Genomic DNA, 24,076 nt, shown 5'->3' with positions numbered 1-24,076 from the left:
GGCCCAGGCGCCGGGCAGTTCACTCACGCTTCGATCCCCCCGGATCCACAACGTCAGGAGTAGCCCCGCATGCCCCTCCTCTCCGCTCACCCGCCCCACCCATCGCGCCATCCGTCGCGCCGCCCCTCGCGTCCGTCCCGCCTGACCGTGGCCTCCCTGGCCGGCGCCCTGGTCGCCGCTCTCCTCGTACTCCTGCCGAGCACCGCAGCGACCGCCGCGCCCACGCTCCTCTCCCAGGGCAAGCCCGTCACCGCCTCCTCCTCGGAGGGCGCCGGCACCCCCGCCTCCGCGGCCGTCGACGGCAACAACGGGACCCGCTGGTCCAGCCAGTTCTCCGATCCGCAGTGGATACAGGTCGACCTCGGCGCGGCCGCCCAGCTGAGCCAGGTGGTCCTGCGCTGGGAGACCGCCGCCGCGAAGGCGTACCGCGTCGAGCTCTCCACGGACGGCGCCAACTGGTCCACGGCGTACTCCACCGCCAACGGAACCGGCGGCGTGCAGACCCACGACATCACCGGCACGGCCCGCTACGTCCGTGTGTACGGCACCCAGCGCACCACCGGATACGGCTACTCCCTCTGGGAGTTCCAGGTCTACGGCACCACCGGGGGCACCGGTCCGACGCTCCCCGGCGGCGGTGACCTCGGCCCCAACGTGATCGTCTTCGATCCCTCGACACCCAACATCCAGGCCAAGCTGGACGAGGTCTTCGCCCAGCAGGAGTCGGCCCAGTTCGGCTCCGGGCGCTATCAGTTCCTCTTCAAGCCGGGTACCTACAACGGTCTCAACGCGCAGATCGGCTTCTACACCTCGATCTCGGGTCTCGGACTGAGCCCCGACGACACCACCATCAACGGTGACGTCACCGTGGACGCGGGCTGGTTCGGCGGCAACGCGACCCAGAACTTCTGGCGTTCGGCCGAGAACCTCGCGCTCAACCCGGTCAACGGCACCAACCGCTGGGCCGTGTCGCAGGCCGCGCCGTTCCGCCGGATGCACGTCAAGGGCGGCCTCAACCTGGCTCCCTCCGGCTACGGTTGGTCCTCGGGCGGCTTCATCGCCGACTCGAAGATCGACGGCCAGGTCGGCAACTACTCCCAGCAGCAGTGGTACACCCGCGACAGCTCCATCGGCAGCTGGTCCAACGGCGTGTGGAACCAGGTCTTCTCCGGCACCCAGGGCGCGCCCGCGCAGAGCTTCCCGGAGCCCCGCTACACCACGCTCGACACCACCCCGATCTCCCGCGAGAAGCCGTTCCTGTACCTGGACGGCTCCGAGTACAAGGTGTTCGTCCCGGCCAAGCGCACCAACGCACGCGGCACTTCCTGGGGCAACGGAGCCCCGCAGGGCTCCTCGATCCCGCTGAGCCAGTTCTACGTGGTCAAGCCCGGCACCACCGCCGCGACGATGAACCAGGCGCTGGCCCAGGGCCTGCACCTGCTCTTCACCCCGGGCGTCTACCACGTCAACCAGACCATCCAGGTCAACCGCGCGGACACGGTCGTCCTGGGCCTCGGCCTCGCCACCATCATCCCGGACAACGGGGTGACGGCGATGAAGGTCGGCGACGTCGACGGCGTGAAGCTGGCCGGTTTCCTGGTCGACGCGGGCCAGGTCAACTCCCCCAGCCTGCTGGAGGTCGGCCCGGCCGGCACCACCACGGACCACGCGGCGAACCCGACCACCGTCCAGGACGTCTTCATCCGCGTCGGCGGCGCGGGCGCGGGCAAGGCCACGGTCGGCATGGTGGTCAACAACCACGACACGATCGTCGACCACACCTGGATCTGGCGCGCCGACCACGGCGAAGGGGTGGGCTGGGAGACCAACCGCTCCGACTACGGGTTCCGCGTCAACGGTGACGACGTCCTGGCCACCGGCCTGTTCGTCGAGCACTTCAACAAGTACGACGTGGAATGGAACGGCGAGCGCGGCCGCACGATCTTCTTCCAGAACGAGAAGGCGTACGACGCGCCCAACCAGGCCGCGATCCAGAACGGTTCGATCAAGGGGTACGCCGCCTACAAGGTCGCCGACTCGGTCAACACCCACGAGGGCTGGGGTCTGGGCAGCTACTGCTACTACAACGTCGACCCGACGATCCGTCAGGACCACGGTTTCCAGGTCCCGGTGAAGCCGGGCGTGAAGTTCCACGACATCCTCGTGGTCTCGCTCGGCGGCAACGGCCAGTACGAGCACGTCATCAACAACACGGGCGCGCCGACCTCCGGCACCTCGACCATCCCCTCCACCGTCGTCTCGTTCCCCTGATCAACCCCTGACGCCCGGCTCGCGGGGCGGCCACCGGCCGCCCCGCGTTTTCCGGGGCAAGTGAGAGAGCGCTCTCCCAACCCGCGCCCTCTCCCCCTCCCTCCAGAAGGAGCTGAACGAACGATGCATCTCCGACCGCGGACCCTGTCCGCGCTCCTGGTCTCGGCGGCCATCGCCGTGACCGCGGCCGCCGGTCTCGGCGCCACCACGCTCACCGCACAGGCCTCGCCCGACTCCGGCGCCGTCCACATGAACATGGACCACTCCGCCGTGGCGGCTGTCGCCGGGGGCGACGACCCCGACGGCGACGGCTACATCCCGGCCGTTCCGCAGGTCACCGGCGTGACCCCGTCCTGGCACAACCCGCCGGACCGCTACTTCCACGAGTTCCAGGCCAACTGCTCGGTCACCAAGACCGCGCCCGACGACCCGATCGTGTACGCGGGCCGGCCCGGCGCCTCGCACGACCACACCTTCATGGGCAACACCGGCACGAACGGCAACAGCACCACCGCCTCCCTGAGCGCCGGCAGCACGGCCTGCACCGCACTCGGCGACCTGTCCGGCTACTGGATGCCGACGCTCCTCAACGGCAGCCAGAAGATCCTGCCCACCGGTCCCCAGGTCATCTACTACAAGACCGGGGTCACCGACTACACGAGCGTGCGCCCCTTCCCCAAGGGGCTGCGCTTCCTCGTCGGCAGCCCGACCCAGACCGCGGCCGAGTTCCGCGCGCACAAGGGCTGGGTCGAGGGCTGGGAGTGCGGTGACAGCTTCAGGAACACCGAGTTCCCGGCCAACTGCCCGGCCGGTTCCCAGCTCAACATCCGCATGCAGTCACCCAGTTGCTGGGACGGCAAGAACCTCGACGTCCCGGACCACAAGGCGCACATGGCCTACCCGGTCACCAAGCCCGGCAACAACGACAACGTCTGCCCCACCTCGCACCCGGTCGCGGTCCCGATGGTCGAGTTCAAGATGGCCTTCCCGGTCAGCGGCGAAATGTCGCAGGTGAGGCTGTCCAGCGGGACCGGCCACTCCTTCCACTACGACTTCTTCAACGCGTGGGACGAGCGCACCCTGAACGCCATGGTCGAGCACTGCATCAAGGGCGGGCTGCAGTGCAACAACCGCGGCTACGACCAGTTCCACCCGGAGGCCGGCACCGTGCTGGGCCCCGACGGCCGCCTCCCGTAGGCGCCCGCACCCCCACACCCTCCCCAGGAGGTTCCCGTCGGCCCGGCCCCGGGCCCGACGCTCCCGTACACCCGCGCGCCGCCCGGATCAGTCCGGGCGGCGCGCGGTCCCCTGCGCGGTCGTCTGCACGGTTGTACGCGCGGTTGCGTGCGCGGTCGTGCACGCGAGCCTCCGGCGGGCTCAGACCTCCAGGACGATCTTCCCGGCGGCGTGGCCCTCCTGGCTGAGCTCGAACGCGGCCGCCAGTTCCGCGAGCGGGAAGGTCTCGGCGACGGTGACCGTGAGCTGCCCGGCGTCGGCCAGCCGGCCCAGCTCGGCGAGGTCGGCGCCGACGGGCCGTACCCACATCCACTGGCCGCCGGAGCCGAGCACGGTGTGGTCGGCGATGGAGGCGTGCCGGCCGCCCTCGGCCAGTACCGCCAGGGTGGTGTCGAGGACTCCCCCGACGAAGTCGGCGACGACGGTGACCCCGTCGGGCGCCAGTTCCCGGACCCGTTCGGCGAGGCCGTCCCCGTACTCGACGGGTTCGCAGCCCAGCTCGCGCAGCCGGTCGTGGTTGCGGGCCGAGGCGGTTCCGATGACACGGGCCCCGAGCGCGCGGGCGATCTGCACGCCCATGGAGCCGACGCCGCCCGCGGCTCCGTGCACGAGGACGGTGTCCTGCTTGCCGGTGTCCAGGCGCGTGAGCAGCTGGTACGCGGTGAGCCCGGCCAGCGGCAGCCCCGCGGCCTGCTGCCAGGTCAGGGAGACGGGCTTGCGCGCGAGGGCCCGTACGGGGACGGTGACGAACTCGGCGAAGGTGCCGCCGTGCACGTAGTCCTTGCGGGCGTAGGCGATGACCTCGTCGCTCGCGGTGAACTCGGGGGTGTCGATGCCCGCGTACTCGACGGTCCCGGCGACGTCCCAGCCGGGGACGACGGGGTAGACGACGTCCATCAGGCCGTCGAGCCCGCCCGCCATGATCTTCCAGTCGACGGGGTTGACGGAGGCGCACCGGACCCGGACGAGGACCTCGCCGGGTCCGACCTTGGGCACCGGAATCCGGGTCTCGGAGAGCACCTCCACTCCGCCGTACGTGTCGTACGTCATGGCCCGCATGGTGCCCTCTTGATCTTCGGACATGCCTTCTCGCCTCTCCTTGAGCCGTGCGCCTGCCCCCGCCCCCCATCCCACCACGAAGAACCGCGCCCACCCCGGGAGGAGGGGTGGTCGCGGCGCGGCGGAGGACCGACGGGGACGGCCGCGCTCCCCCGGGGAATTAATTCACGATGTGAGGTAAGCCTCGGCAAAGGGTCGCCCCCAGGGGCCGCGCAAGGGTATGTTGCGATCGGTGTCAGGGCGGAAGGAGCCACATGACGACAGGGCGCAGTGGACGTACGGTGCGGGACCTGCGAAGGGGCAACCGCAGTGCCGTACTGCAGCAGTTGTACTTCGGCGCGCCCATGAGCCGGCAGGAGCTGGGCCCGGCGACCGGGCTGAGCTCGGGATCCGTCAGCAACGTGGTCGGTGAACTCGTCGCGGACGGCCTGCTGGAGGAGGCGGGCGTCGTCGACTCGGACGGCGGCCGCCCGCGTACGCTGCTGCGGGTGGCGCCCGGCAGCGCGCACCTGATCGGCGTCGACGTCGGCGAAACCCGGGTCAGGGTCGAGCTGTTCGACCTGACCCTGACGGAACTGGCGCGCACCGAGCTTCCGTTGAAGCCACGGGGCTGCTACGACGTCGGTCCGATCGTCGACCACGTCCGGAGCGGGATCGCCACCGTCCTGGAGCGGGCCGGGGTCGGGACGGACCGGCTCCTGGGGGTCGGCATCGGCGTCCCCGGCATCGTCGACCGTGACGCGCCGGGCGGAACCGTCGTCCACGGGCAGACCATCGGCTGGGACGCGGTCCCGCTGGAGGCGCTGCTGCGGGCGACGGGGGCCGTACCGCCCGAGGTCCCGTACCTCATCGACAACGGGGCCCGCACGCTCGGGCAGGCGGAGATGTGGTTCGGCGCGGGTCGCGGGGCCCGGGACGCGGTGGTCGTGCTCTTCGGTTCGGGCATCGGAGCGAGCCTGATCACCGACGGTTCCCCGGACGGCGCGGGCACGGAGGGCGCGCCCCTGGAGTGGGGCCACCTCACGGTGCAGGTCCGCGGGCGGCGCTGCCGCTGCGGGGCGCTGGGCTGCCTCGAGGCGTACACGGGGGCGGAGTCGCTCCTGGCGCGGTGGGCCGAACGGGGCGGCGCCGGGGACGCGGTCGCCCGGGACGCGGTCGCCGGGGACGAGGAGGACGCCCTGACCGCGCTGCTGGCGGCGGCCGGCAGCGGGGACGCGGCGGCGCTGGACGTGCTCGACGAGACCGCGGAGTACCTGGGCGCGGGCCTGTCGGACCTGATCAACCTCTTCCGGCCCGAGCGGATCCTGATCGGCGGCTGGGCGGGCCTGATGCTGGGACCGCACATCCTCCCGGCGGTACGGGAACACGCGACGCGCTACTCGCTGCGCCATCCCGCCGCCCGGGTCACCATCGACATGGGCTCACTGGGCCCGGACGCGGTCACCGTGGGCGCGGCCACCCTCCCCCTGGCGGCCTTCTTCGCCACGGGCGGCCGGCGCACACCGCCGGAGCCCACGACGGAGGCTCCGGGCTGGCAGACGTCCCTGCGGACCCGCGGCGGCGCGGCGGCGGCGGCGGCGGCCGGAGCGCACGGAGAGACGGCCTAGGGTGCCGGGGCCGATGCCAGTACCAGTGCCAGGGCCCGCGCCCGCGCCACCGAGGGAGAGCCGGCGATGATCCTGCCGAAGGACCGCGACCTTCGCTTCGTGACGATCCGCCGCGGCGGAACCCTCACCGACGCGGATCACCACCTCCTGGCCCTGTGGGCGGCGTCCTGCGCCGAGCACGTCCTCGAGCTGTTCGAGTCGGCCCGGCCCGAGGACTCCCGGCCGCGCCGGGCGATCGGGCAGGCCCGTGCGTGGGTGCGCGGCGAGATCACCATGACCGCCTCCCGCACGGCGGGCGGCCACGCGATGGGCGCGGCCCGGGACCTGCGCGGGGCGGCCCGCCATGCCGCGTACGCCGCGGGGCAGGCCGGGGCCGTCGCCCACGTCGCCGCCCACGAACTCGGCGCGGCGGCCTACGCGATCAAGGCCGCGCGCGCGGCGGCGCCGGAGGGCGAGGGCGAGGCGGCGGGGCGACGGGAGTGCCGGTGGCAGCGCGCCCAGCTCCCGGAGGCGATCCGCGCACTCGTGCTGGACGACCAGCGGTTGCGCAACGACATCTGCTGGTCGGCCTTCGACTGCTGAGCACGGCCTTCGGCACCGGCACCGGTGTCGGAGATACCGGGAGGCACCCCGCTGCTCTCATGTCCCGGACGGGACTTGTCCGTTCGGCCGCAGCAGCACGCGGTCGCGGCCGACGTCGAAGCCGTTGAGCGGGCGGGCGCGGTCCTCGGCGCCCTCGGAAACCAGCACCACCGGCCTGCCCAGCCTGCGGCCGACCGCGCCGAGGAGCCCGCACAGCACGTCCACCCTTCGGGTCCGGCCCCCTCGACCCGTCCCTCGAGGATGTGGCTCCCCTCCTTGCCGAAGAGGCCGTTCACTTCGTCCCACAGCAGCTCACCACCCATCCGGGCGAGATCGCCGGGTGCCGGCCGTGCCGCACCCGGATTCACCGACGGCGGCGGCCGTCGCTCACGCCGAGTCGCGGACCACCAGCTCCGGGTCGAAGAGCACCGCCGCCGGTTCCGGCGCGGCCGTGCCGGCCACCCGGTCCAGGAGGAGGCGCACCATCTCCGCCGCCATCTCCTCCACCGGCTGGCGGACCGTCGTCAGCCGGGGCCTCGCCGCGACCGCCGCGCCGGAGTCGTCGAAGCCGACCACCGCCACGTCCTCGGGGATCCGGCGGCCGTGTTCGCGCAGCACCAGGCAGGCGCCCTGGGCCATCAGGTCGTTCGCCGCGAACACACCGTCCAGATCCGGGTGTTCGGCCAGGAGCGCGCGCATCGCCTGCTCGCCGCCGTCCAGGGTGAAGTCCGCTTCGGCCACCCGTACCGCCGTTCCCTCCAGCGCCTCCCGGAAGCCCGCCACCCGGTCCCGGCTCGCCGGCACGTCCGCCGGACCGCCGATCGCGGCGAGCCGCCGGCAGCCCCGGGCGAGGAGGTGCCGCGCGGCGAGCGCTCCGCCCTCGCGGTGGCGCAGGTCCACCCAGTCCAGCGGGATCTCGGGGGCCGGCCGGGCGAAGAGCACCGCGGGCAGACCGGCGCGCGCGAGCAGGCCGGGCAGCGGGTCACGGCCGTCGGTGGTGACGAGCAGTGCTCCGTCCCCACCGCCCTGAGTGAGGTACGAGACCACCTGCGCGCGGTCCGCCTCCCCGTCGGCGAACAGCAGCACCGGATGCACCCCGCGCGGGCGCAGGGCCCGTACGACCCCGCTCACCACCCGCCCGAAGAATGGGTCCTGGAACACCCGGCCGGTGTCCGCGCCCGCGCCGGAGACAACCAGTGCCACCGCACCCGAGCGGCGGGTCACCAGGGAGCGGGCCGCGCGGTTCGGCACGTATCCGGTGGCGGCGACCGCCCGCTGGACCGCCTGCTGGATGGCGGGGTCCACATTGCGGACCCCGTTCACCACGCGGGACACCGTGGCCCGGGACACCCCGGCGGCGCGGGCCACGTCTTCCAGGGTCGGGGCCGTTCCGGTGCCGGTGGCCGTTCCGGTGCCCGTACCGGTGGCCGTGCTCGCTGCGTCCATGTCGGCACTGTATCCGCCCGCGCTCAGCCCCCTCCCGGACCCCGGCCGGACCTCCGTCGCCCCTCGGAGGGGACGCCGGATCAACCGGCGACGGCGGCGGGCGACAGGCCCTAGGGTCTGTGGAGTTCGGCCCGTCGGAGCACGGGGACGGCGAGGCCGAGCCCCGCGGCGAGCAGGCAGATCCCGCCGCAGCCGACGAAGAACGCGCCCGCTCCCCAGAGCGCCACCGTGACGCCGACGGCGGGGAAGAGCACGGGGGCGAGGCCCAGCGTGCACAGGGTCGTCACCGCGGTGACCCGTCCGAGGTAGCGGGGGTCCGTCTCCGTCTGGAGCAGCGCACCGGTCACGGTGGTGGTGAACCCACTGGTCAGTCCGATCAGGCCACCGAGTACGACGGCGAGCGGCAGCGAGGGCACGCGGCCCAGGGCGACCGCTCCCCCGGCGGTGACGAGCAGCGCCGCACACATGACCAGCCCGGCTCTGGGTATCCGGGCGGAGACGGTGAGCAGCAGGGCCGAGGCCGCGGCTCCGGCGCTGAACGCGCTCGCGATCCATCCCATGCCCGCGGCGCCCCAGCCGCGTTCCTCGGCCAGGAGCACCAAGCCGGTGGCCACGGGACCGCTGAAGCACATCTCACCCAGCCCGATGACCGCGACCAGCGGGGCGAGCATCCGGTGGCGGCGGACGTAGCGCAGACCGTCGGCCAGCTCGCGCAGGGCGGAGGCACGCGCGGACACGCGCAGGGGCGGCCGCGCCGAAGAGGCCGCAGAGACCGCAGAGACCGAAGAGGCGGCCCGTACGGTGAGCAGGGTCGCGAGCGAGAGGGCGAAGAGGATGCCCGCGGCGGCGAACGCACCGGCCGGACCGGCCGTCACCAGTACGGCCGCGGCCAGCAGCGGCCCCACCGCGTTGCTCAGCCGGATCGACAGCCCTCGCATCCCCTGGACCCCGGCGAACTGTGCGGGTGCCGCGATGAGCGGCGGGAGCGCGCCCACGGCCGGCATGAACACCGCGTCGACCGCACCGAAGACCAGTGCGACGGTGACCAGCAGCCACACGCCCGGGGAGGCGAGCGTGACCGTCGCGGCGGCCCCGAGGATCACCGCGCAGCGCACCGCGTCGCTGACGAGGGCGACCCGTCGCGGGCCGAACCGGTCGGCCACCACGCCGCCCCCGAGCATGAGCACCGCGCGGGGCAGGGCTCCGGCCGCGACCACGAGGCCCACTTGCGACGGCCCGCCGACGCGTGCGGCGGCCCAGGTCAGGGCGAGGAAGTAGACGACGTCGCCGGTGATCGAAGCCGTGTACGCGACGAGCCAGCGCAGGACGTTGGCGTCCCGGTAGGCGGGCCGCGCGGACACCGGCGTGGGCTTGGACGTCGGCGTGGACCCGGACACCGGCGTGGACCCGGACGTCGGCGTGGACCCGGACGTGGACACCGGCGTGGACGCGGCTTTGCCGTGCGCCTTCACCCGCCACCACCGGCCGGCGGCAGGGCCGTGCCCGGAACCGGAAACGCCTGCACCTGCAGCGCCACCGGGGCTGCCCCCGCGGGGGCTTCGCCCTCGCCGTGCTGATAGCGCGCGATCACCTGGAAGATCTCGGAGCGCATCCGGGCCGCGTCCCCCGGGGTCAGGTACAGGAGGAAGTCGCCGTACGTGGCCGCGTCGAGCCATTCCTCGGGCAGGAGCGGTACCTCGTGGGCGGCCCTGCGCAGGCGGTCCGCCGCGGCCAGGGCGACCGCGCGCGTGTAGGCGCGGCCGGCCTCCCGCTGTTCGGCGGACGCGGAAGCGGGATCGTGCACCGACTGGCGGTGGGCGGACTTCCACCACCGCTCGCGGCCGGTGCCGCGCCCGGGTTCCTCGGCGATGAGCCCACCCGCCCCGAGGCGCCGCAGGTGGTAGCTCGCCGCCCCGGGGTTGATGCCGAGCTCGTCGGCGATCCGGGTGGCGGTGGACGGGCCGCGCTCCCTCAAGAGGGTGAGGACGTTCAGGCGCAACGGGTGGGCGAGTACGCGCAGGGCGGCCGTGTCGAGCTCGACGTCCTGTCCCGACGGCTCGGCGGATGCGGCGGATGCGGCGGAGGGAACGGAGGGAGCGGAGGGAGCGGAGGGAGCGGCCATGTGCCGAGAGTAGACCCACAAGAGTTGTTTCAAAAGAGTTGTTGTGACATCAAGATGCTTTGTTTCAGGCCTGGTTGGCCAACGGGCGGACGGCACAGTGCAGTTCTCCGGCGCCCCGGCAGCGCGCCGTGGAGAGCCTTTTCCCTGGTCCGCCGGGATGTCGCCCTGTTAGCCTGCGGCGATCCCAGGTGTGGGCACGACACGGGTAATGCGTCACACAGGAGGCTCACATGTCACATCGACCGGTCACCATCGTCACCGGAGGCAGTCGCGGTATCGGCGCCGCCACGTGCGTCCGGCTCGCCGCCGACGGGCACGACCTCGTCCTCGGCTACCTCCACGACGACGAGGCCGCCAAGGCCACCGCCGAGCGGGTCCGGGAGGCGGGCGCCCGGTGTGTGACCGTAAGCGGTGACACCTCCGAGGAGTGCGGCGTGGAGCGGCTCTTCGACATCGCCGGCGCCGAGTTCGGTGCGGTGACCGGCCTGGTCAACAACGCCGGAGTCACCGGCACCCCGGGCCGCCTCGCCGACATCCGGGTCGAGGACCTGCGCCGCGTGCTCGACGTGAACCTCCTCGGGTACCTGCTCTGCTGCCGCCGGGCCGCCCGGGACATGGCCGAGTCGGGCGGCGGGGCCATCGTCAACGTCTCCTCCGCGGCCGCCACCCTCGGCAGTCCCGGCCGGTACGTGCACTACGCCGCCACCAAGGCCGCCACCGACACGCTGACCCTGGGCCTCGCCAAGGAGCTGGGCCCGGACGGGATCCGGGTCAACGCGGTGGCCCCCGGCATCATCGACACCGACATGCATGCCGCCATGGGCGACCCCGACCGCCCGGCGCTCGCGGCCGCGGAGATCCCGCTCGGACGGGCCGGGCAGCCGGCGGAGGTCGCCGCGGCCATCGCCTGGCTGCTGTCCGAGGACGCCGCGTACACGACCGGTACGGTCCTGCGCGTCGCCGGCGGGCGCTGAGAGGGCCCCGGACCCGGCCGGATCCCTTACTGGCCGGCCGGGGCGGGGCTGGGCGAGGCGGGGTGGTTCAGTGCGGCACGGGGGGCCTGCCGTGTCAGCCCCCGCTTCCGAAGGCCGCGCGGGTGGCCGGACCGTAGACGCCCGGCGGGTCGCCCTCGATGCTCCTGTTCTGCTGGAGCTGGAAGACACCGCGCCAGGTCTGCTCGTCGTACACGCCGGTGACGGAGACGTACGTGAACCCCTGCCCGTGGAGCCGTTCCTGCAGGGCGCGCACCTCGGCCCCGCGGTCCCCCGGGCTCAGGGTCCCGTCCCCGCCCGGCGCGGGGCGCGTGCCCGTCGGGCCCACGGGCTTGGGGTCCCGGGGCGCACGCGCCGACGGGCCGGTAGAGGGCTGCCCCGTGGCCGGTGGAGCCGTCGCGGACGGGGTCGCGGGCGCGGACGGGGTCGCGGGCGCGGACGGGCCCGCGGTCGGCCCGGTCGGCGGGGGCTCCTCGCCCGCCCCCGGGCTGCGCGCGGGAAGGACCGGCACCGACAGGTCCGGCGGGACCACGGCGCGCGGCGGCTCGCGGTCGGGGCCGCGCAGGAGGAACGCGAGGGCCCCCGCCGCCCCGAGCGCGAGCAGGGCGAGCCCCACGAGCGGGAGCCGGCTGCCCCGCCGCTCGACGGCGGAAGCGGCCGGGGCCTCCGGGGGTTCGGTGCGCTGCGCGGGCGCGTGGTCCGCCGGCCCGGGCACGGGTGAAGGCCCGGGCTCCACGACGGACGGACCGAAGTGCGTCGGTACGAAGATCCGCCCGGACTCGTCGGGCCAGGCGGGCGCGGGCGGGCCGGGCAACGGGCCCGAGGGGGCCACGTAGGGGCGTACGAGCAAGCGATCGTCGTCGGGCACGATCCCACTCTCATCGGGGTCGGGGGACACGGGGCAGGGGACAAGGGTCAGGGGTCAGGGGTCACGGGTCACGGGGCAGGAGCCACGGGGCGCGGTCGTCTCCCGGCGGGTACGGGGGCTGGCGCGGCGGTGCGGTGTCGGCCCCCGTACCCGGCCGGTCAGGTCCTGCGCCGCCGGGCGACCAGAACCGTCTCGTCGCCGGGGGCCGCAGGACGGCCACCGGCGATCACCGGGGGCGCGGCCGCACCCGCGCCGGGCGGGGCGATGCCGGCACACGCGTCGACGCCGCGGACACCGTTCCCGACCGGCTGCGTGGCGCCGGGCAGCGCGGTCGCCGCGACGAAGCCGCCGACCGCTGCCGAAGCGCGGGGAGGGCGGGCGGATGCGGGCATGTGAGGTATCTCCGGGGTGCGGTCGCGCGGTGGCGCTGGACGTCCGGACGTTTCGGGCAGGATCGGTCCGGGTGACGGTGTTCGACCGGCGCACTCTTTCTCCAGGAGATGCCCCAGGTCAAGCCGGATGTCCGATCCGCCTGATCCGCCCCGTCCGGGCATGACCTCTTCCCCGGAAACGGCCCCGTCGGGAGCGGCCGTCCAGCCGGACCGGATGGCCGACCGTCCGGATTGCGGACGGTCAACTCCCGGTCCAGGAGCCGGTGCTGGCCGACCACCCGGCCGACCACCCGGCCGACCACCCGGCCAACCACCCGGGCGGTCTCCGGGCGGTTGGCCGGGCTATCGCCGCGCGGTCTCCGCGCGGTCTCCCGGCTATCGCCGGTCGGCGGGTGAAGCGTCTCGGTCCTCGGTGCGGCCGCCGGTCCCGGTGGCACCGGCACCGGCGGCGGACGCCGCGCCCGCGCCCATGACGGCCCGCGTGGCCGTGCGGGACGTGGAGGTGACCCGCACGGTGACGGCGGCCAGCGCCATCAGGGCGGCTCCGGCCCATGCGGCGGCGGGCACCGAGATCCCGTCCACCGCGAGACCGCCGGACAGGGCGCCGGCGGCGATGGCCAGGTTGAACATCGCCACCATCAGCGAGGAGGCGGCCTCCGCGTCGTCCGGCGCGGCCTTGATCATCCAGCTCTGGAGACTGACGGAGACCCCGCCGTACACGAGCCCCCAGGCCAGCAGCAGCACCGTCCCGGCAACCGCACCCGGCACCGTGGCGATCAGGGCCAGGATCACGGCGAGGGAAGCCCCGACGGTGAACAGCGCGCGGTACGGGTCACGCCCGCCCGCCAGGAAGTTTCCGGCCACGCCCGCGACTCCGTACCCGAGGAGGAGGGTGCTCACGTAGGCGGTGTCCACACCGGACACGTCCTGCAGGATGGGCCGTACGAACGTGTACGCGGCGAACTGCCCCGTCACCAGCAGGAAGGTGACGGCGACCCCGGCCCGGACCGCGCGGTTGCGCCGGAGCAGGTCGGGGAGTTGGGCGAAGGTGATGGTCCGGGTCGGCGGCAGCGGCGGGAGCAGCAGGAGCAGTGCGGCCAGGGTGAGCACTCCGAGCCCGCCCACGGCCGCGAAGGCGAAGCGCCAGCCGCCCAGTTCGCCGAGCAGGGTCCCGGCGGGGACGCCGAGCACCGAGGCCGTGGGAACCCCGCCGAAGACGAGCGCGGTGGCCCGGCCGACGTGGTGCGCGGGGACGAGGCGGACGGCGAGGCCGCCGGCTATGGCCCAGAACCCGCCGACGCTGACCCCGACGAGCAGCCGGGCGGCCAGCAGCACGCCGAATCCGGGAGCGAGCGCCGCGACCAGGTTCGCGAGGGCCATCAGGGCGATCAGCACGACCAGTACCCAGCGCCGGTCGAGCCGGCCGGCGCCCACGGTGACGAGGGGCGCGCAGAAGCCCGCGACGAGCCCCGGCACGGTGACCATCAGCCCGGCGGTGCCGTCGGACACACCGAGATCGGCTCCTACGGAGGTGAGCAGGCCGACCGGCAGCAACTCGGAGGTGATGAGACAGAAGATCCCGAGCGCCACCGCCCCTACGGCCCCCCACCCCCGCCACCCGGCGACGGCCCGGTCCTCGGTCGTGGTGGCGGGGTCGGAGGCGGGCGCGGGGCCCGGCGGGTGCTTCGGCTCCGGGGCATCGGGTTCGTTGCCGGGCGCGGGGGCTGCGGTCATGGGGTGGGACTCCGTACAGGGCAGGCGGGCGGGCAGACGGGCGGCCCACCGGAGTGCTCCCGCCGCTCGGGCGGGCGCCGGTCCGGGGAGCCGGCACGGCAACACGGAGCACCGGAGGTCGCGCCTCCCCCGGCATCCGTACTGTCGTTCCCCTCCGAACCTTGTCTGGGTTTCTCCGTCAGGTCCAGCCCCGTCCAGGTGTGCGTTCTCCCGGACCGGTGAACCTCCCCGTCACGGCAGAAACGGGCACGGTGAGCTCGCCGAACCGTTTCAGCAGCCCCTGGGGCGCTCTTCCCCGCCCGCTCCGCCCTCCCCGCCCCGCCCTCGCCGTCCCTCCCACGCGCGTGAGGGCGGGAACCGGCCCGCCCGCCCGTGCGGCATGGTGGTCCGATGCAGTTGCGCCGGGCCCTGCCCCTCTCCCTCGTCGCCCTCCTCGCGAGCGCCGGCTGCGTGTCGGTCGGCGGCCCGCGGGATGCCGCCGTGCCCGCGCGTGATTCCGTGCCCCCCGCCGACGCGCCGGATCTGGGTCGGCCGGCCGACGCCTCCCCCACGGCCGGTCCGGTCGGACTCCCCGCCGAGCCGCCGCCCCTCGGGGAACTCCCGGCGAGGGCCGCCGCCGCCGACCGGGCCGACGCCGACCCGGACGGCGGCCGCGAACCCTCCCGGCGGCCCGTGAAGGCCCCCCGCCCGGCGGCCGAACGGCGCGCGAAGCCGCCCGCGCCACGCCGCGCGCACCCGCCCAAGACGACCGCCGCCCGGCCCGGCCGCGACCCCGTACCGCCGCTCCCCCGCACGGACGAGCTGTGCGCGGCAGCGGAAGGTTCACTGCCGCCGTCCATCGTGGACCTCTGCATCCGCCAGGCCGGCCGCTGACCTGAACGACCGGCCCGAGGCCCTGACCCGACCAGCGGCTCGACCGGCCGGCTCGACCGTGCGGCTCGACCGGGCGGCTCGACCCGCCGCCCCAAGCCGCTGGCCCACGCGGTCGCCCCACGCCGCCGCCCCGCGTCGTCGCCCAGCGCCGCTGACCTGGCCCGATGCCCGCATATTCTGGCCTCGCTTGACTCTCACACCGTGTCAGGGCCTGCACTGGAAGGCGTCATGTTCACCATCGGAGACTTCGCCAAGCACGGCCGGGTATCGGTCCGCATGCTGCGTCACTACGACGCACTCGGACTGCTGCACCCGGCCCGTGTCGACCCCGCCAGCGGCTACCGCTACTACGAGGCTGGGCAACTCGCCCGCCTCAACCGTGTCATCGCGCTCAAGGAGCTCGGCTTCAGCCTGGAACAGGTGGGGTCGATACTCGACGAGCTGGTCGGCGCGGAGGAGCTGCGCGGCATGCTGCGGCTGCGGCAGGCGGAACTGGAATCGGCCATGGCCGCCGCGGCGGCCCGGCTGACCCAGGTCGAGACGAGGCTCCGGATCATCGAGAACGAGGGAACCATGTCTTCCATCGACATCGTCGTGAAGAGCCTTCCGCCCGTCCGCCTGGCCGAGTTGAGCGGGATCGCGGCCAGCTACGAGGGGCAGGACATCGGCCCGGTCATCGGCCCGCTCTACGACGAGCTGCTCAGCCGTGTCGAGGCCGCCGGAGTCACGCTGACGGAACCGGGCGTGGCGTACTACGAGGACGCCGGTGACCCCTCGCGGCCCGGTGCCGTCCTGGTCCACGCCGGGGTGGCGGTCGCCGCGGGCGTCCGGGCCGAGGACCTCGGGGGCGACGTGCGCATCGTCGTGCTGCCCGCCGTCGAGCGGGCGGCGACGGTCGTGCACCGGGGTTCGATGGACTCCGTCCTGCCGACCGCGCAGGCCCTGGCCCAGTGGATCGACGCGAACGGGGAGCGCTCCTCCGGCTACGCCCGCGAGGTGTCCCTGTCCTGCCCGGCGGACCGGGACCAGTGGGTCACCGAACTCCAGGAGCCCCTCGGCGCCTGACGGCCCGAGCCCCCGGTTAGGCTCCGCTGATGCAACGCGTACTCGTCGTCGGCATCAGCGGAGCCGGCAAGTCCACCCTGGCCCGGGAGTTGGGCCGGCTCCTCGGCCTGCCGTACCACGAGATGGACGAGCTGCACTTCTCCGGGCCGGGGTGGGCCGTCAGCCCCTCCTACGTCGCGGACCTCGCGCGGATCGCGGAGGGCGACCGGTGGAGCCTCGACTCCCACGGGCCCGAGGCCGCGCGCGAGCTGCTGTGGTGGCGGGCCGACACCGTGGTGTGGCTGGACCAGCCGCGCCGTACCGTCATGCGCCGGGTGCTGGTGCGCTCGCTGCGCCGGAGCCTGTTGCGGAAGCGGCTGTTCGGGGGCAACCGCGAGCGGTGGCGGGAGTGGCTGCGCGCCGACCACCCCGCGTGGTGGGCCTGGTCCCAGTACGGGGCCCGGCGGGCGGAGATCGGCGCTCTGGCCGGTGAGGCTCGGTTCGCCCCGCTGCGGGTGGTCCGGCTGCGCTCCCCGGAGGCCGCCGGGGCCTGGCTCCGGGCTCAGTGCCCGGCGGGGCGGCCGGGCGTCACGTAGGCACGTCCCCGGACGGCGCCCCGCACCGTTCCGCGCACCGTTCCGCGCACGGCTCCGCGCCGGGCGGTGCGCAGCCGGCGCATGGTGGCGTGCCCACGGCGGCGCCACTCCGCCCCCGGCAGACCGGCGCGCTGACCGCCGCCGGTGATCAGGGCGTTGACCGGTGCGTGCGGGTCCGCGGCGAGCCCCTTGGCCACCAGGACCCCGACCACGAGCGGGACCAGGGCCACGGCCAGGGCCGAGCCGGCGGTGGTCACGTGCTGCTGCATCCGCGGGCGGCTCGCGGCGGGCGCGGGCGCGGTGGCGGTGGCGATGGCGATGGCGGTGGCGATGCCGGCTTCCGAGGTCATGCCCCCATTCCATCAGCGGGGGCCGTCCCGGGAATCGGGCCGGATACTCAGACCGTTGGGTGTGAGGTACTCAGAAACGGACCGGCCGAGACTTGATCGGGTCGGGTCGGGTCGGGTCGGGTCGGATCGGATCGGACGAGGGGACGGCCGTACGTGAACACACCCGGGCAGGGCTTCGAACCGGCGAGCGGTGACGGCCCCGTGCCCTCCGGAACGGGGCGCGCGGCAGAACTCCGTACCGCCTACGAGGGGCTGCTCCAGATCCGCCAGCTCGTCAACGGCCCCTCGGGCTCCGCGGTTCCCGCCCCCTGGGAACTCCGGCTGATGCCGCGCGCGGTGGCCCTCGTACTGGAGGCGGCGGGCATCCCGCCCTCGGCACGGGATCCGCGGGACCCGGACGGGCCACGCATCCGGACCGGGTACCGGGTGGGCCCCGCGGCCTCCGGGGACGGCCGCGTCGAGGTGACCTGGCTCGGCCCGCCGGGCGGCGGCGCGGCCGAGGAGGAGCAGGAACGCCTCACGGCCTGCGCGGCCGCGCTCGAACGGCTCGGCTGGGTCTGCCTGCTGTACCGCGGCCCCCGCCGCCGCCGCTTCCTGGAGGTCGAGCCACCGCCCACCCCCTGAGGCCCCCGGCGAAAACCCGTGTCCGCCGGTCACGGCGCCGGGGCACACTCGCCCGATGGGAATGCTCGAAGTCCAGGCGGACCGTGTCCGCGCGGGCGCCACGGTGGAGTTCCGGCCCACCGGCACGTCCATGGTCCCGCTCGTCCACAGCCGGCAGCGCGTTCGCGTCGCCCCGGCCGACCCCGCTCTGGTGGAACCCGGCGACATCGTGCTGGCCCGGGTGTCCGGCACGGTGTACCTGCACCTCGTCACGGCCGTGGACGCCCCGCGCCGGCGGATCCAGATCTCCAACAACCGGGGCCGCGTCAACGGCTGGACCGGCCACGACCGGGTCTTCGGGATCTGTCTCGCGGTGGACGACGTCCCCCGCCCCGGGGCGGCGGCCAAGGTCCGCGGGGCGCCGGACACCGCGGGCCCGGACACCGCGGGCCCGACCTGATCCGAGAGTCCCGCCCGAGGCCGTCTCCCGGCCGGAGCCACCCGTTCTCACCGGTAGCGCCCGGCCAGTTCGGCCACCGCGTCCGCGAGGGCCCGGCGCAGCTCCGGCGGGCCGAGCACCTCGGCCTCCGCGCCGAGGCGGAGCAGGTCGCCGACGGCCACGGAACCCGACTCGACGGCGAGTTCCACGTCCACCCGGCCTTCCGCGTCCGGCGGCCCGGCGGTGGCGAGGGCGCGGACGCCGGCCGCCCCGAACCACATCGGCAGCAGGCGCACGGCGTGCGGGGAGAGCCGTACGAGGGCGGTCTGCCGGCGCGTGGCCGCCTCCAGGCGGCGGGCGGACTCCTCCCAGTACGCCGCGAGTTCGAACCCTTCGGGGCGTTCGAAGCGCCCGCCCGGGGTGTCCACGGCGAGGAACCGCCCCACCCGGTAGGTCCGCACGGCTCCCTCGGCCTTCCCCGGGGTGGCCCGGGCCCTCACGGCCTCTCCCGCCACCTCTGCGCCTGGCCTTGGCCCTGCCCCTGCAGCCTCCACTGCCTCCGCGGCCCGGGCGACCAGGTACCAGATGCCCCCCTTGAGGACGAGTCCGAGCGGCCACAGGTCCCGGTGGACGGCGCCGCGCCAGCGACGGTAATGGGTCTTCAGGATCCGCTGCTCCCACACCGCCTCGGCGATCCGAGCGAGATGCGGTACGGGGTCGGCGTCGCGGAACCAGGCGGGAGCGTCGAGGTGGAAGCGCTGCTGGATCCGGCGGGCCCGGTCCGCGAGTTCGGCGGGCAGGGCGGCCTGGAGCTTCAGCTGGGCGGCGGTGAGGTCCGCGCCGAGGCCGAGGTCCCGGGCGGGGCCGGGGGCTCCGGCGAGGAACAGGGAGCCCGCCTGGACGTCGGTGAGACCGGTGAGCCGGGTCCGGTAGCCGTCGACGAGACGGAACCCGCCCGCCGGCCCGCGGTCCGCGTGGACGGGGATCCCGGAGGCGCCGAGCGCCTCGACGTCCCGGTACACGGTGCGGACGGAGACCTCCAACTCGGCGGCGAGCTCGGGGGCGGTCATCCGGCCGCGGTTCTGGAGCAGCAGGAGGAGGGAGAGGAGCCGGTCGGCGCGCATGCGGTCATTGTCCGGCATACCTGACAGGAGATGTCAGGTACGCCGTCCAGGCTGTGCACGGACGGGCCCGCAGCCCGCCCGCAGGACCCGCACCACGCCCACCCCACAGGACCCAGCTCAGGAGACCCCCGTGCCCACGACGACCCCGACCACCCCGCCCCCCACCTCCACCACATCCACCACCAACAGCTTCACCTTCAAGGACTGGGAGGAGAGCCCGGTCGGCCCGGAAGGCGTTTTCCCCCGCCTGGCCCGCGCCACGGTCACCAACGCCTTCGCCGGCGCCGTCACCGCCCCCGAAACGACCTGCGCCTACACCGTCGCCTACACGGGGGACAGCACCGGCACCTTCACCGGCATGGAGCTGGTCACCGGTACCGTCGGCGGCCGCGAAGGCGCCTTCGTCCTGGAGGAACGCGGCACCTTCGACGCCACCGGCACCCACTGCGGCTTCACCGTGGTCCCCGGCTCGGGCACCGGCGGCCTGACCGGTCTCGGCGGCTCCGGCTCCTTCGTCCACCGCTACGGCGACACCTCGGTCGAGTACGCCTTCGACTACGCGTTCACGGCGACGGCCGCGGCCGCGACCACTGCCACGGCCACGGCCACGGATCAGTCGGCGTAACGCAGCAGGCGCAGCGCGTTGGCGACGACCACGAGGGTGGAGCCCTCGTCGCCCAAGAACGCCGGGCCGATGCCGAGGCCGAGTGCGGTGGCCGGGACGAGCACGTCGCCGCCCTGCTCCGGCAGATCCTGGCGCACGTCCACCACGGCGGCCGGGCGGAGCAGGAACGGAGCAGGAACGGGGCAGGAGCGGAGCAGGAACGGCAGCGGCGGCCGGGCGTAGGAACCACCCGGCCGCCGCACGCGGGACCCGCTCCGGCTACGGCGCGCCGAAGGTGAGCGTCAGCTTCGGCGAGCCCTCGTTGGCCGCGGCCTCCGAGGACCACAGCCACAGCGCGTCCGTACCGGCGCTGCTCAGCGCCAGGCCGTACGCGCCGCCGAGCGCCCCGGCAAGGGTGGCCTTGTCCAGGCCGGTCGTCTGGACGGCCGACCCCTCCGGGACGCCCGCGAAGCTGCCGAGCGCCGGGCCGCCGAGCGCCGGGCGGTTTGCGTAGGTGGTCCCGGCCTCCGTCCAGGAGCCGGTGACCGGGACCACGGACACCGTGTCCGCCGTACCGGCGCCGCCCATGGTGCTGGTCTTCACGCTCAGCGTGGCCGCCTTGAGCACCGTGCCGGCCGGCGCTGCGGGCAGGTTGAACCGCAGGTAGCTCGCGTAGAACGAGGTTCCGCGCACCGCGAGCGAGCCCGACGTCCCGTAATTGGTGCCCGGGGCGCCCGCGTTGGCGTACGTGTCCTCAGCGGCCTGGACCTCGACGACCGAGTCGGCCGGGGCGGTGGCCAGGGCGTGGTGGTTCTGCACCTGGGCCGCGCTCAGGACCGTCGGATAGACGGCGGTCTCGTCCAGCTTGCCCGCCCAGTACTCGCTGACCGGACGGTCCGGCCAGCCGCCGAGGCTGTCGCCGCCGGCGTGCCAGTAGCCGGCGAAGTTCTCGTGCGCGGTGAAGCCCAGCGTGCCCTTCTGCGCTCCGTCCACGTACAGGGTCATGCCGCCCGGGCCCTGGGTCGCGACGACGTGGTGCCACTGGTTGTCGTTGTACGCGGCGGCGGTCGTGACGGTGTGGGTGCCGCCGCTGTAGACGCCGTAGACGAGCCGGCCGTCATTGGTCATGTAGATGTGCTTGTCGTACTGACTGCTGCCGCGGGACTGGTTGTTGCCGAACCCGACGAGCTTGCCGCCGGTGGTGGTGTTCGTCTTGAACCAGGTCTCGACGCTGTAGGTGGAGCCGACGTTCTGGCGCCGGTCCCCGTACACCTGGGTGTCCGTGCCGTTGAAGCCGATGGCCGTGCTCGCGCCCGAGACCGCACCGGGCGTCTGGCGTAGGGCGGGGGCGTTGAGGTGCACACCGCTCTGGTTGCCGTCCGAGGAGTCCGCCACGAAGGGCAGGGCCGACTCGTCGTAGCGCCAGAACAGCTGGGCGCCGTCCGCGCGGACCGCGCTGGGGTACGCGTCGGCCGAGTTCGGGACCGTCACGCTCGCCGTCGCCGACAGGGCGCTGGCGTTGCCGGCCGCGTCGGTGGCGGTCACCCGGTAGGTGTAGGACTGCCCCGCCGTGACGGTGGTGTCGGTCCAGGAGGTCTGCGGGCGGCGGAAGAACAGCGAGTCCGCCGCGACCGTGGCGATCGGCGTGGCCGCACCGCCCCGGTAGACCTTGTACGTGAGCGCGCTGTCGTCCAGGTCGAGGCTGGTGCGCCAGCGCACCTGGACCTCACCGGGCTTGAAACTGACGGCGCTGGCCACCGGGACGCTGGGCGCACCCGTGTCCCCGGTGGAGGCGAAGCGCGTCAGGCTCTGCTGCGCCGCACCGTTGACGGTGGTGAACTCGCCGCCGATCCAGAGGTACTGGACGCCGCCCTTGGCGCCGACCGCCATCACGCGCGGGCCGATGCCCTCGCCGATGCCGTCGTTGGTGTCGGGGGCCCAGCCCAGCTTGCCGGTCGAGGCGGTCGGCTGGGCCAGCAGGTGGTGGCGCTGGCCGTCCGGGAACTCACCGACGCTGGAGCAGTCGTGCGCGTGCGAGGCGCTGTAGAGCACGTCCTGGTACGGGAGCACGGCCTGGGTCGCCCCGAGGCAGGTGTCGCGCCAGCGCTGGCCGAAGTCACTCAGGTTCAGGGCGATCCGGCCGTCGAAGACGCCACCGCCCGTTCCCTCGTTGGCGGTGTAGAAGCCGGTCGCGTCGGTGGCGATGTCCTTGACCACCGAGTTGGTCTCGACGAACCCCGGGTAGGCCTTGGTGACGGCGCCGGTCGTCGCGTCGACGACGGCGAGGGCGTGGCTGTTCGTACCGCCCACGGTGAAGAAGTCACCGCCCAGGAGCACGTGTTCGCCGTCCGGGGTGAGCTCGACGGCCCGGCCCGGCTCGTCGGCGTTCGCGGTGAAGGGCTTCAGCGTGCCGTCGGCCGCGTCGACGGCGGCGAACCGCTCGCGGGGCTGGCCCGCGACGGTGAGGAAGTCCCCACCCGCGTACACGGTGTCACCGGTGACGGCGAGGGCCCGGACGGTGGCCGCGAAGGCGGGCCGGAAGCCGGTCTTCACGGTGCAGGTCGCCACGTCGATGGCGGCGATGCTGGAGACCGCGGTGCCGTTGACGGCGCCGAAGTAGCCGCCGGCGTACAGGGTCGTCTTGTCCGGCGAGAGGACGAGCCCGCGGACGGTGGCGGTGCCGGAGCCCACGGTGAAGGACAGCTTGCAGGAGGTGGGGGCGCCCGTCGCGGCGTCGAGCGTCGCGAAGTTCACCGCCTCCTGCTCGGTTCCGGCGGCGCCTTCCGGTGGACGCACCGCGGAGAAGGTGCCGCCGACGAAGACCCGGTCGCCGGCCTCGGCGAGGGCCCAGACGACACCGTTGGCCTGCCAGGTGGGCAGCTCGTCGGCGGTGAAGGCCACCGGCGGGGTGACGGCCGCGGCCTCTTCGGTGAGGCCGAGGCCCATGGCCGTGCAGGTGCCTGCCAGGGCCAGGGCGAGAGCGGTTGCCAGCCCTCTGGATCTATGCATGAACCCCCCAGTTCGGTGAATGTATGACGCATTACGAGAGGCCGAATGGCCGGAAACCATCGTACGGACGTCCACGGCCGTGGCCACGGGCACCCTAGGGGGAATCCCGCTTCCGTTCACCGCACTTGACCCATCGGATGCCGAATCGCGCCGATCACGCACCCGCGGCCCGCATCCGCCCGTCCGGAACCTGGGACTCCGGGGCCCGTTCTCCCGATTGCCGCCCCCACCGGGCCCGTGCCCCTCTACGGTGCCGTGGGGGGACGGGCACGGGCTCGGAACTGGTACCCGAGAGGGCGATGGACACCGCCGACGAGATCCTCGCCGAACACGGTACCGACGGGCTCCGCGTGCTGGTCATGACCCTGGCGGCCTGGGCGACGGCGCAGATCGGACACGTATCCGAGCTGAGCGGGCGCACCCACGAGGCCGTCCTCGACGCCATGGAGCTGGCCTGCCTGGAGGCCGGCGCCGAAGAGTAGCCGGGGCCGCCGTTACGACCCCCGGGGTTTACCTCGCCGAAAATCGGACAATTCACCGGAGACGGACACCCCGGTCCCGTCCGCCGTCGGCGACACTGGGGTGAGCGGGGGGTCCCGATCGGAGGCCGTCGTGAGCACACCTTCCCCCATCCGGATCGCTGCCGTCCTGTCGACCGAGCATCGCGGGCGGCTGATGTCCCACGCCCGTGATGTCAATTTCCGCGAGGGCGCGCGGATCTTCGACGAGGGCAGGCGGGCGGATTCCTTCTGGATCGTGCGCTCCGGCACGGTGACCCTGGAGATCCCGGTACCGGGCCGCCGCCCCACCCCGATCGAGAGCCTGGGACCCGGAGAACTGGTCGGGTGGTCGTGGCTGTTCCCGCCGTACGTGTGGCAGCTGGGCGCCGAGGCCATGACGCCGGTGCGCGCGTACGAGTTCGACGCCACGACCGTACGGATGCTCATGGACGCCGACCCGGCCTTCGGGTCCGCCCTCGGCCACTGGGTCGGACGGGTCCTCGCACTGCGGCTGCACCAGACCCGGACCCGCCTCATGGACCTGTACGCCCCCCGCCTCGCCGCCAGCTGATCCGGTCGGGTTCGGGCCGATTCCGCCGGGCGCTCCCCCACAGGTCAGCCACCC

25 protein-coding genes are annotated in these 24,076 nt (G+C 74.0%); 13 read left to right on the top strand and 12 right to left on the bottom strand.

Going from position 1 to position 24,076, the window contains the following annotated elements; genetic code table 11:
* Nucleotides 1–69 precede the first annotated feature (69 nt).
* Nucleotides 70–2,271, top strand: a complete 2,202-nt coding sequence (locus ACIQV3_RS01135; protein ID WP_403708462.1) for a discoidin domain-containing protein — start codon at nt 70–72, stop codon at nt 2,269–2,271.
* A 123-nt stretch (nt 2,272–2,394) separates the two neighbouring features.
* On the top strand, nt 2,395–3,468 hold the full coding sequence (locus ACIQV3_RS01130; RefSeq protein ID WP_403708460.1) for a DUF1996 domain-containing protein: 1,074 nt from the start codon (nt 2,395–2,397) through the stop codon (nt 3,466–3,468).
* A 180-nt stretch (nt 3,469–3,648) separates the two neighbouring features.
* Here ACIQV3_RS01130 and ACIQV3_RS01125 read toward each other — a convergent pair whose 3' ends face one another.
* Complete coding sequence (locus ACIQV3_RS01125) at nt 3,649–4,590, bottom strand: NADP-dependent oxidoreductase (RefSeq protein WP_403708458.1); 942 nt, start codon at nt 4,588–4,590, stop codon at nt 3,649–3,651.
* 230 nt (nt 4,591–4,820) lie between these two features.
* Between ACIQV3_RS01125 and ACIQV3_RS01120 the strand changes: the two genes are divergently transcribed.
* Together ACIQV3_RS01120 and ACIQV3_RS01115 are read left to right on the top strand one after the other, a co-directional pair.
* A complete protein-coding gene (locus tag ACIQV3_RS01120) occupies nt 4,821–6,173 on the top strand; it encodes an ROK family protein (RefSeq protein WP_403708456.1) in 1,353 nt (450 codons plus the stop codon).
* A gap of 66 nt (nt 6,174–6,239) precedes the next feature.
* On the top strand, nt 6,240–6,755 hold the full coding sequence (locus ACIQV3_RS01115; RefSeq protein ID WP_403708454.1) for a putative immunity protein: 516 nt from the start codon (nt 6,240–6,242) through the stop codon (nt 6,753–6,755).
* A gap of 57 nt (nt 6,756–6,812) precedes the next feature.
* Here ACIQV3_RS01115 and ACIQV3_RS01110 read toward each other — a convergent pair whose 3' ends face one another.
* From ACIQV3_RS01110 to ACIQV3_RS01095, 4 genes are all read right to left on the bottom strand, one after another.
* Nucleotides 6,813–6,980: a hypothetical protein gene (locus ACIQV3_RS01110; protein ID WP_403708452.1), complete on the bottom strand. Its 168-nt coding sequence runs from the start codon at nt 6,978–6,980 to the stop codon at nt 6,813–6,815.
* A gap of 162 nt (nt 6,981–7,142) precedes the next feature.
* Entirely contained in the window at nt 7,143–8,201 is a 1,059-nt protein-coding gene (locus ACIQV3_RS01105; RefSeq protein ID WP_403708450.1) for a LacI family DNA-binding transcriptional regulator, read from the bottom strand.
* Nucleotides 8,202–8,311: 110 nt separating this feature from the next.
* Nucleotides 8,312–9,562, bottom strand: a complete 1,251-nt coding sequence (locus ACIQV3_RS01100) for an MFS transporter (protein ID WP_403708448.1) — start codon at nt 9,560–9,562, stop codon at nt 8,312–8,314.
* Between the two features lie 107 nt (nt 9,563–9,669).
* Nucleotides 9,670–10,323 (bottom strand): ArsR/SmtB family transcription factor, encoded by a 654-nt coding sequence (locus ACIQV3_RS01095; protein ID WP_403708446.1) that lies wholly within the window; start codon nt 10,321–10,323, stop codon nt 9,670–9,672.
* A 230-nt stretch (nt 10,324–10,553) separates the two neighbouring features.
* Between ACIQV3_RS01095 and ACIQV3_RS01090 the strand changes: the two genes are divergently transcribed.
* The gene (locus ACIQV3_RS01090) at nt 10,554–11,297 is read left to right on the top strand and encodes an SDR family NAD(P)-dependent oxidoreductase (RefSeq protein WP_403708444.1); all 744 of its coding nucleotides are present in this window, start codon (nt 10,554–10,556) and stop codon (nt 11,295–11,297) included.
* 94 nt (nt 11,298–11,391) lie between these two features.
* Here the strand turns inward: ACIQV3_RS01090 and ACIQV3_RS01085 are convergent, their stop codons facing one another.
* The 3 genes from ACIQV3_RS01085 to ACIQV3_RS01075 form a co-directional block, all read right to left on the bottom strand.
* Nucleotides 11,392–12,183, bottom strand: a complete 792-nt coding sequence (locus tag ACIQV3_RS01085) for a peptidoglycan-binding protein (RefSeq protein WP_403708442.1) — start codon at nt 12,181–12,183, stop codon at nt 11,392–11,394.
* A gap of 158 nt (nt 12,184–12,341) precedes the next feature.
* The gene (locus ACIQV3_RS01080) at nt 12,342–12,575 is read right to left on the bottom strand and encodes a hypothetical protein (RefSeq protein WP_403708440.1); all 234 of its coding nucleotides are present in this window, start codon (nt 12,573–12,575) and stop codon (nt 12,342–12,344) included.
* A gap of 375 nt (nt 12,576–12,950) precedes the next feature.
* The gene (locus ACIQV3_RS01075; protein ID WP_403708438.1) at nt 12,951–14,309 is read right to left on the bottom strand and encodes an MFS transporter; all 1,359 of its coding nucleotides are present in this window, start codon (nt 14,307–14,309) and stop codon (nt 12,951–12,953) included.
* Nucleotides 14,310–14,699: 390 nt separating this feature from the next.
* On the opposite strand from ACIQV3_RS01075, the gene ACIQV3_RS01070 reads away from it, so the two are divergent.
* From ACIQV3_RS01070 to ACIQV3_RS01060, 3 genes are all read left to right on the top strand, one after another.
* Nucleotides 14,700–15,182: a hypothetical protein gene (locus ACIQV3_RS01070; protein WP_403708436.1), complete on the top strand. Its 483-nt coding sequence runs from the start codon at nt 14,700–14,702 to the stop codon at nt 15,180–15,182.
* 228 nt (nt 15,183–15,410) lie between these two features.
* The gene (locus tag ACIQV3_RS01065; protein WP_403708435.1) at nt 15,411–16,247 is read left to right on the top strand and encodes a MerR family transcriptional regulator; all 837 of its coding nucleotides are present in this window, start codon (nt 15,411–15,413) and stop codon (nt 16,245–16,247) included.
* 29 nt (nt 16,248–16,276) lie between these two features.
* Nucleotides 16,277–16,822 carry an adenylate kinase gene (locus ACIQV3_RS01060; RefSeq protein ID WP_403708433.1) on the top strand — a complete coding sequence of 182 codons (546 nt, stop codon included), beginning with the start codon at nt 16,277–16,279 and terminating at the stop codon, nt 16,820–16,822.
* Here ACIQV3_RS01060 and ACIQV3_RS01055 read toward each other — a convergent pair.
* On the bottom strand, nt 16,789–17,172 hold the full coding sequence (locus ACIQV3_RS01055; RefSeq protein WP_403708431.1) for a hypothetical protein: 384 nt from the start codon (nt 17,170–17,172) through the stop codon (nt 16,789–16,791). The two genes, ACIQV3_RS01060 and ACIQV3_RS01055, sit on opposite strands and share 34 nt — an antisense overlap.
* Before the next feature lie 153 nt (nt 17,173–17,325).
* Here ACIQV3_RS01055 and ACIQV3_RS01050 point away from each other — a divergent pair, with 153 nt between their 5' ends.
* A complete protein-coding gene (locus ACIQV3_RS01050) occupies nt 17,326–17,796 on the top strand; it encodes a hypothetical protein (RefSeq protein ID WP_403708429.1) in 471 nt (156 codons plus the stop codon).
* A 55-nt stretch (nt 17,797–17,851) separates the two neighbouring features.
* Entirely contained in the window at nt 17,852–18,235 is a 384-nt protein-coding gene (locus ACIQV3_RS01045; protein WP_403708427.1) for a S26 family signal peptidase, read from the top strand.
* Nucleotides 18,236–18,282: 47 nt separating this feature from the next.
* On the opposite strand, the gene ACIQV3_RS01040 is transcribed toward ACIQV3_RS01045, so the two are convergent.
* Nucleotides 18,283–19,338, bottom strand: coding sequence for a helix-turn-helix transcriptional regulator (locus ACIQV3_RS01040; protein WP_403708425.1), 1,056 nt, complete (start codon nt 19,336–19,338; stop codon nt 18,283–18,285).
* 130 nt (nt 19,339–19,468) lie between these two features.
* On the opposite strand from ACIQV3_RS01040, the gene ACIQV3_RS01035 reads away from it, so the two are divergent.
* On the top strand, nt 19,469–19,963 hold the full coding sequence (locus tag ACIQV3_RS01035) for a DUF3224 domain-containing protein (RefSeq protein ID WP_403708423.1): 495 nt from the start codon (nt 19,469–19,471) through the stop codon (nt 19,961–19,963).
* Here the strand turns inward: ACIQV3_RS01035 and ACIQV3_RS01030 are convergent.
* Both ACIQV3_RS01030 and ACIQV3_RS01025 read right to left on the bottom strand, forming a co-directional pair.
* Nucleotides 19,951–20,205, bottom strand: a complete 255-nt coding sequence (locus tag ACIQV3_RS01030; RefSeq protein ID WP_403709174.1) for a hypothetical protein — start codon at nt 20,203–20,205, stop codon at nt 19,951–19,953. The two genes, ACIQV3_RS01035 and ACIQV3_RS01030, sit on opposite strands and share 13 nt — an antisense overlap.
* A gap of 16 nt (nt 20,206–20,221) precedes the next feature.
* Nucleotides 20,222–22,951: a DNRLRE domain-containing protein gene (locus ACIQV3_RS01025; protein ID WP_403708421.1), complete on the bottom strand. Its 2,730-nt coding sequence runs from the start codon at nt 22,949–22,951 to the stop codon at nt 20,222–20,224.
* A gap of 299 nt (nt 22,952–23,250) precedes the next feature.
* Between ACIQV3_RS01025 and ACIQV3_RS01020 the strand changes: the two genes are divergently transcribed.
* The gene (locus ACIQV3_RS01020; protein WP_403708419.1) at nt 23,251–23,433 is read left to right on the top strand and encodes a hypothetical protein; all 183 of its coding nucleotides are present in this window, start codon (nt 23,251–23,253) and stop codon (nt 23,431–23,433) included.
* Between the two features lie 130 nt (nt 23,434–23,563).
* On the top strand, nt 23,564–24,022 hold the full coding sequence (locus tag ACIQV3_RS01015) for a Crp/Fnr family transcriptional regulator (protein WP_403708417.1): 459 nt from the start codon (nt 23,564–23,566) through the stop codon (nt 24,020–24,022).
* The last annotated feature ends 54 nt before the right edge of the window (nt 24,023–24,076 follow it).

Source organism: Streptomyces sp. NPDC099050, from assembly GCF_044759865.1.
Classification (GTDB): Bacteria; Actinomycetota; Actinomycetes; order Streptomycetales; family Streptomycetaceae; genus Streptomyces.
This window is presented reverse-complemented; position numbering and strand designations above follow the sequence as displayed.

Excerpts from the sequence above, each read along its gene's own strand:
- ACIQV3_RS01135 (WP_403708462.1), top strand. The coding sequence starts at position 70 with ATGCCCCTCCTCTCCGCTCACCCGCCCCACCCATCGCGCCATCCGTCG.
- ACIQV3_RS01130 (WP_403708460.1), top strand. The coding sequence starts at position 2,395 with ATGCATCTCCGACCGCGGACCCTGTCCGCGCTCCTGGTCTCGGCGGCC.
- ACIQV3_RS01125 (WP_403708458.1), bottom strand. The coding sequence starts at position 4,590 with ATGTCCGAAGATCAAGAGGGCACCATGCGGGCCATGACGTACGACACG.
- ACIQV3_RS01120 (WP_403708456.1), top strand. The coding sequence starts at position 4,821 with ATGACGACAGGGCGCAGTGGACGTACGGTGCGGGACCTGCGAAGGGGC.
- ACIQV3_RS01115 (WP_403708454.1), top strand. The coding sequence starts at position 6,240 with ATGATCCTGCCGAAGGACCGCGACCTTCGCTTCGTGACGATCCGCCGC.
- ACIQV3_RS01105 (WP_403708450.1), bottom strand. The coding sequence starts at position 8,201 with ATGGACGCAGCGAGCACGGCCACCGGTACGGGCACCGGAACGGCCACC.
- ACIQV3_RS01095 (WP_403708446.1), bottom strand. The coding sequence starts at position 10,323 with ATGGCCGCTCCCTCCGCTCCCTCCGCTCCCTCCGTTCCCTCCGCCGCA.
- ACIQV3_RS01090 (WP_403708444.1), top strand. The coding sequence starts at position 10,554 with ATGTCACATCGACCGGTCACCATCGTCACCGGAGGCAGTCGCGGTATC.
- ACIQV3_RS01080 (WP_403708440.1), bottom strand. The coding sequence starts at position 12,575 with ATGCCCGCATCCGCCCGCCCTCCCCGCGCTTCGGCAGCGGTCGGCGGC.
- ACIQV3_RS01075 (WP_403708438.1), bottom strand. The coding sequence starts at position 14,309 with ATGACCGCAGCCCCCGCGCCCGGCAACGAACCCGATGCCCCGGAGCCG.
- ACIQV3_RS01070 (WP_403708436.1), top strand. The coding sequence starts at position 14,700 with ATGCAGTTGCGCCGGGCCCTGCCCCTCTCCCTCGTCGCCCTCCTCGCG.
- ACIQV3_RS01065 (WP_403708435.1), top strand. The coding sequence starts at position 15,411 with ATGTTCACCATCGGAGACTTCGCCAAGCACGGCCGGGTATCGGTCCGC.
- ACIQV3_RS01060 (WP_403708433.1), top strand. The coding sequence starts at position 16,277 with ATGCAACGCGTACTCGTCGTCGGCATCAGCGGAGCCGGCAAGTCCACC.
- ACIQV3_RS01055 (WP_403708431.1), bottom strand. The coding sequence starts at position 17,172 with ATGACCTCGGAAGCCGGCATCGCCACCGCCATCGCCATCGCCACCGCC.
- ACIQV3_RS01045 (WP_403708427.1), top strand. The coding sequence starts at position 17,852 with ATGGGAATGCTCGAAGTCCAGGCGGACCGTGTCCGCGCGGGCGCCACG.
- ACIQV3_RS01040 (WP_403708425.1), bottom strand. The coding sequence starts at position 19,338 with ATGCGCGCCGACCGGCTCCTCTCCCTCCTCCTGCTGCTCCAGAACCGC.
- ACIQV3_RS01025 (WP_403708421.1), bottom strand. The coding sequence starts at position 22,951 with ATGCATAGATCCAGAGGGCTGGCAACCGCTCTCGCCCTGGCCCTGGCA.
- ACIQV3_RS01020 (WP_403708419.1), top strand. The coding sequence starts at position 23,251 with ATGGACACCGCCGACGAGATCCTCGCCGAACACGGTACCGACGGGCTC.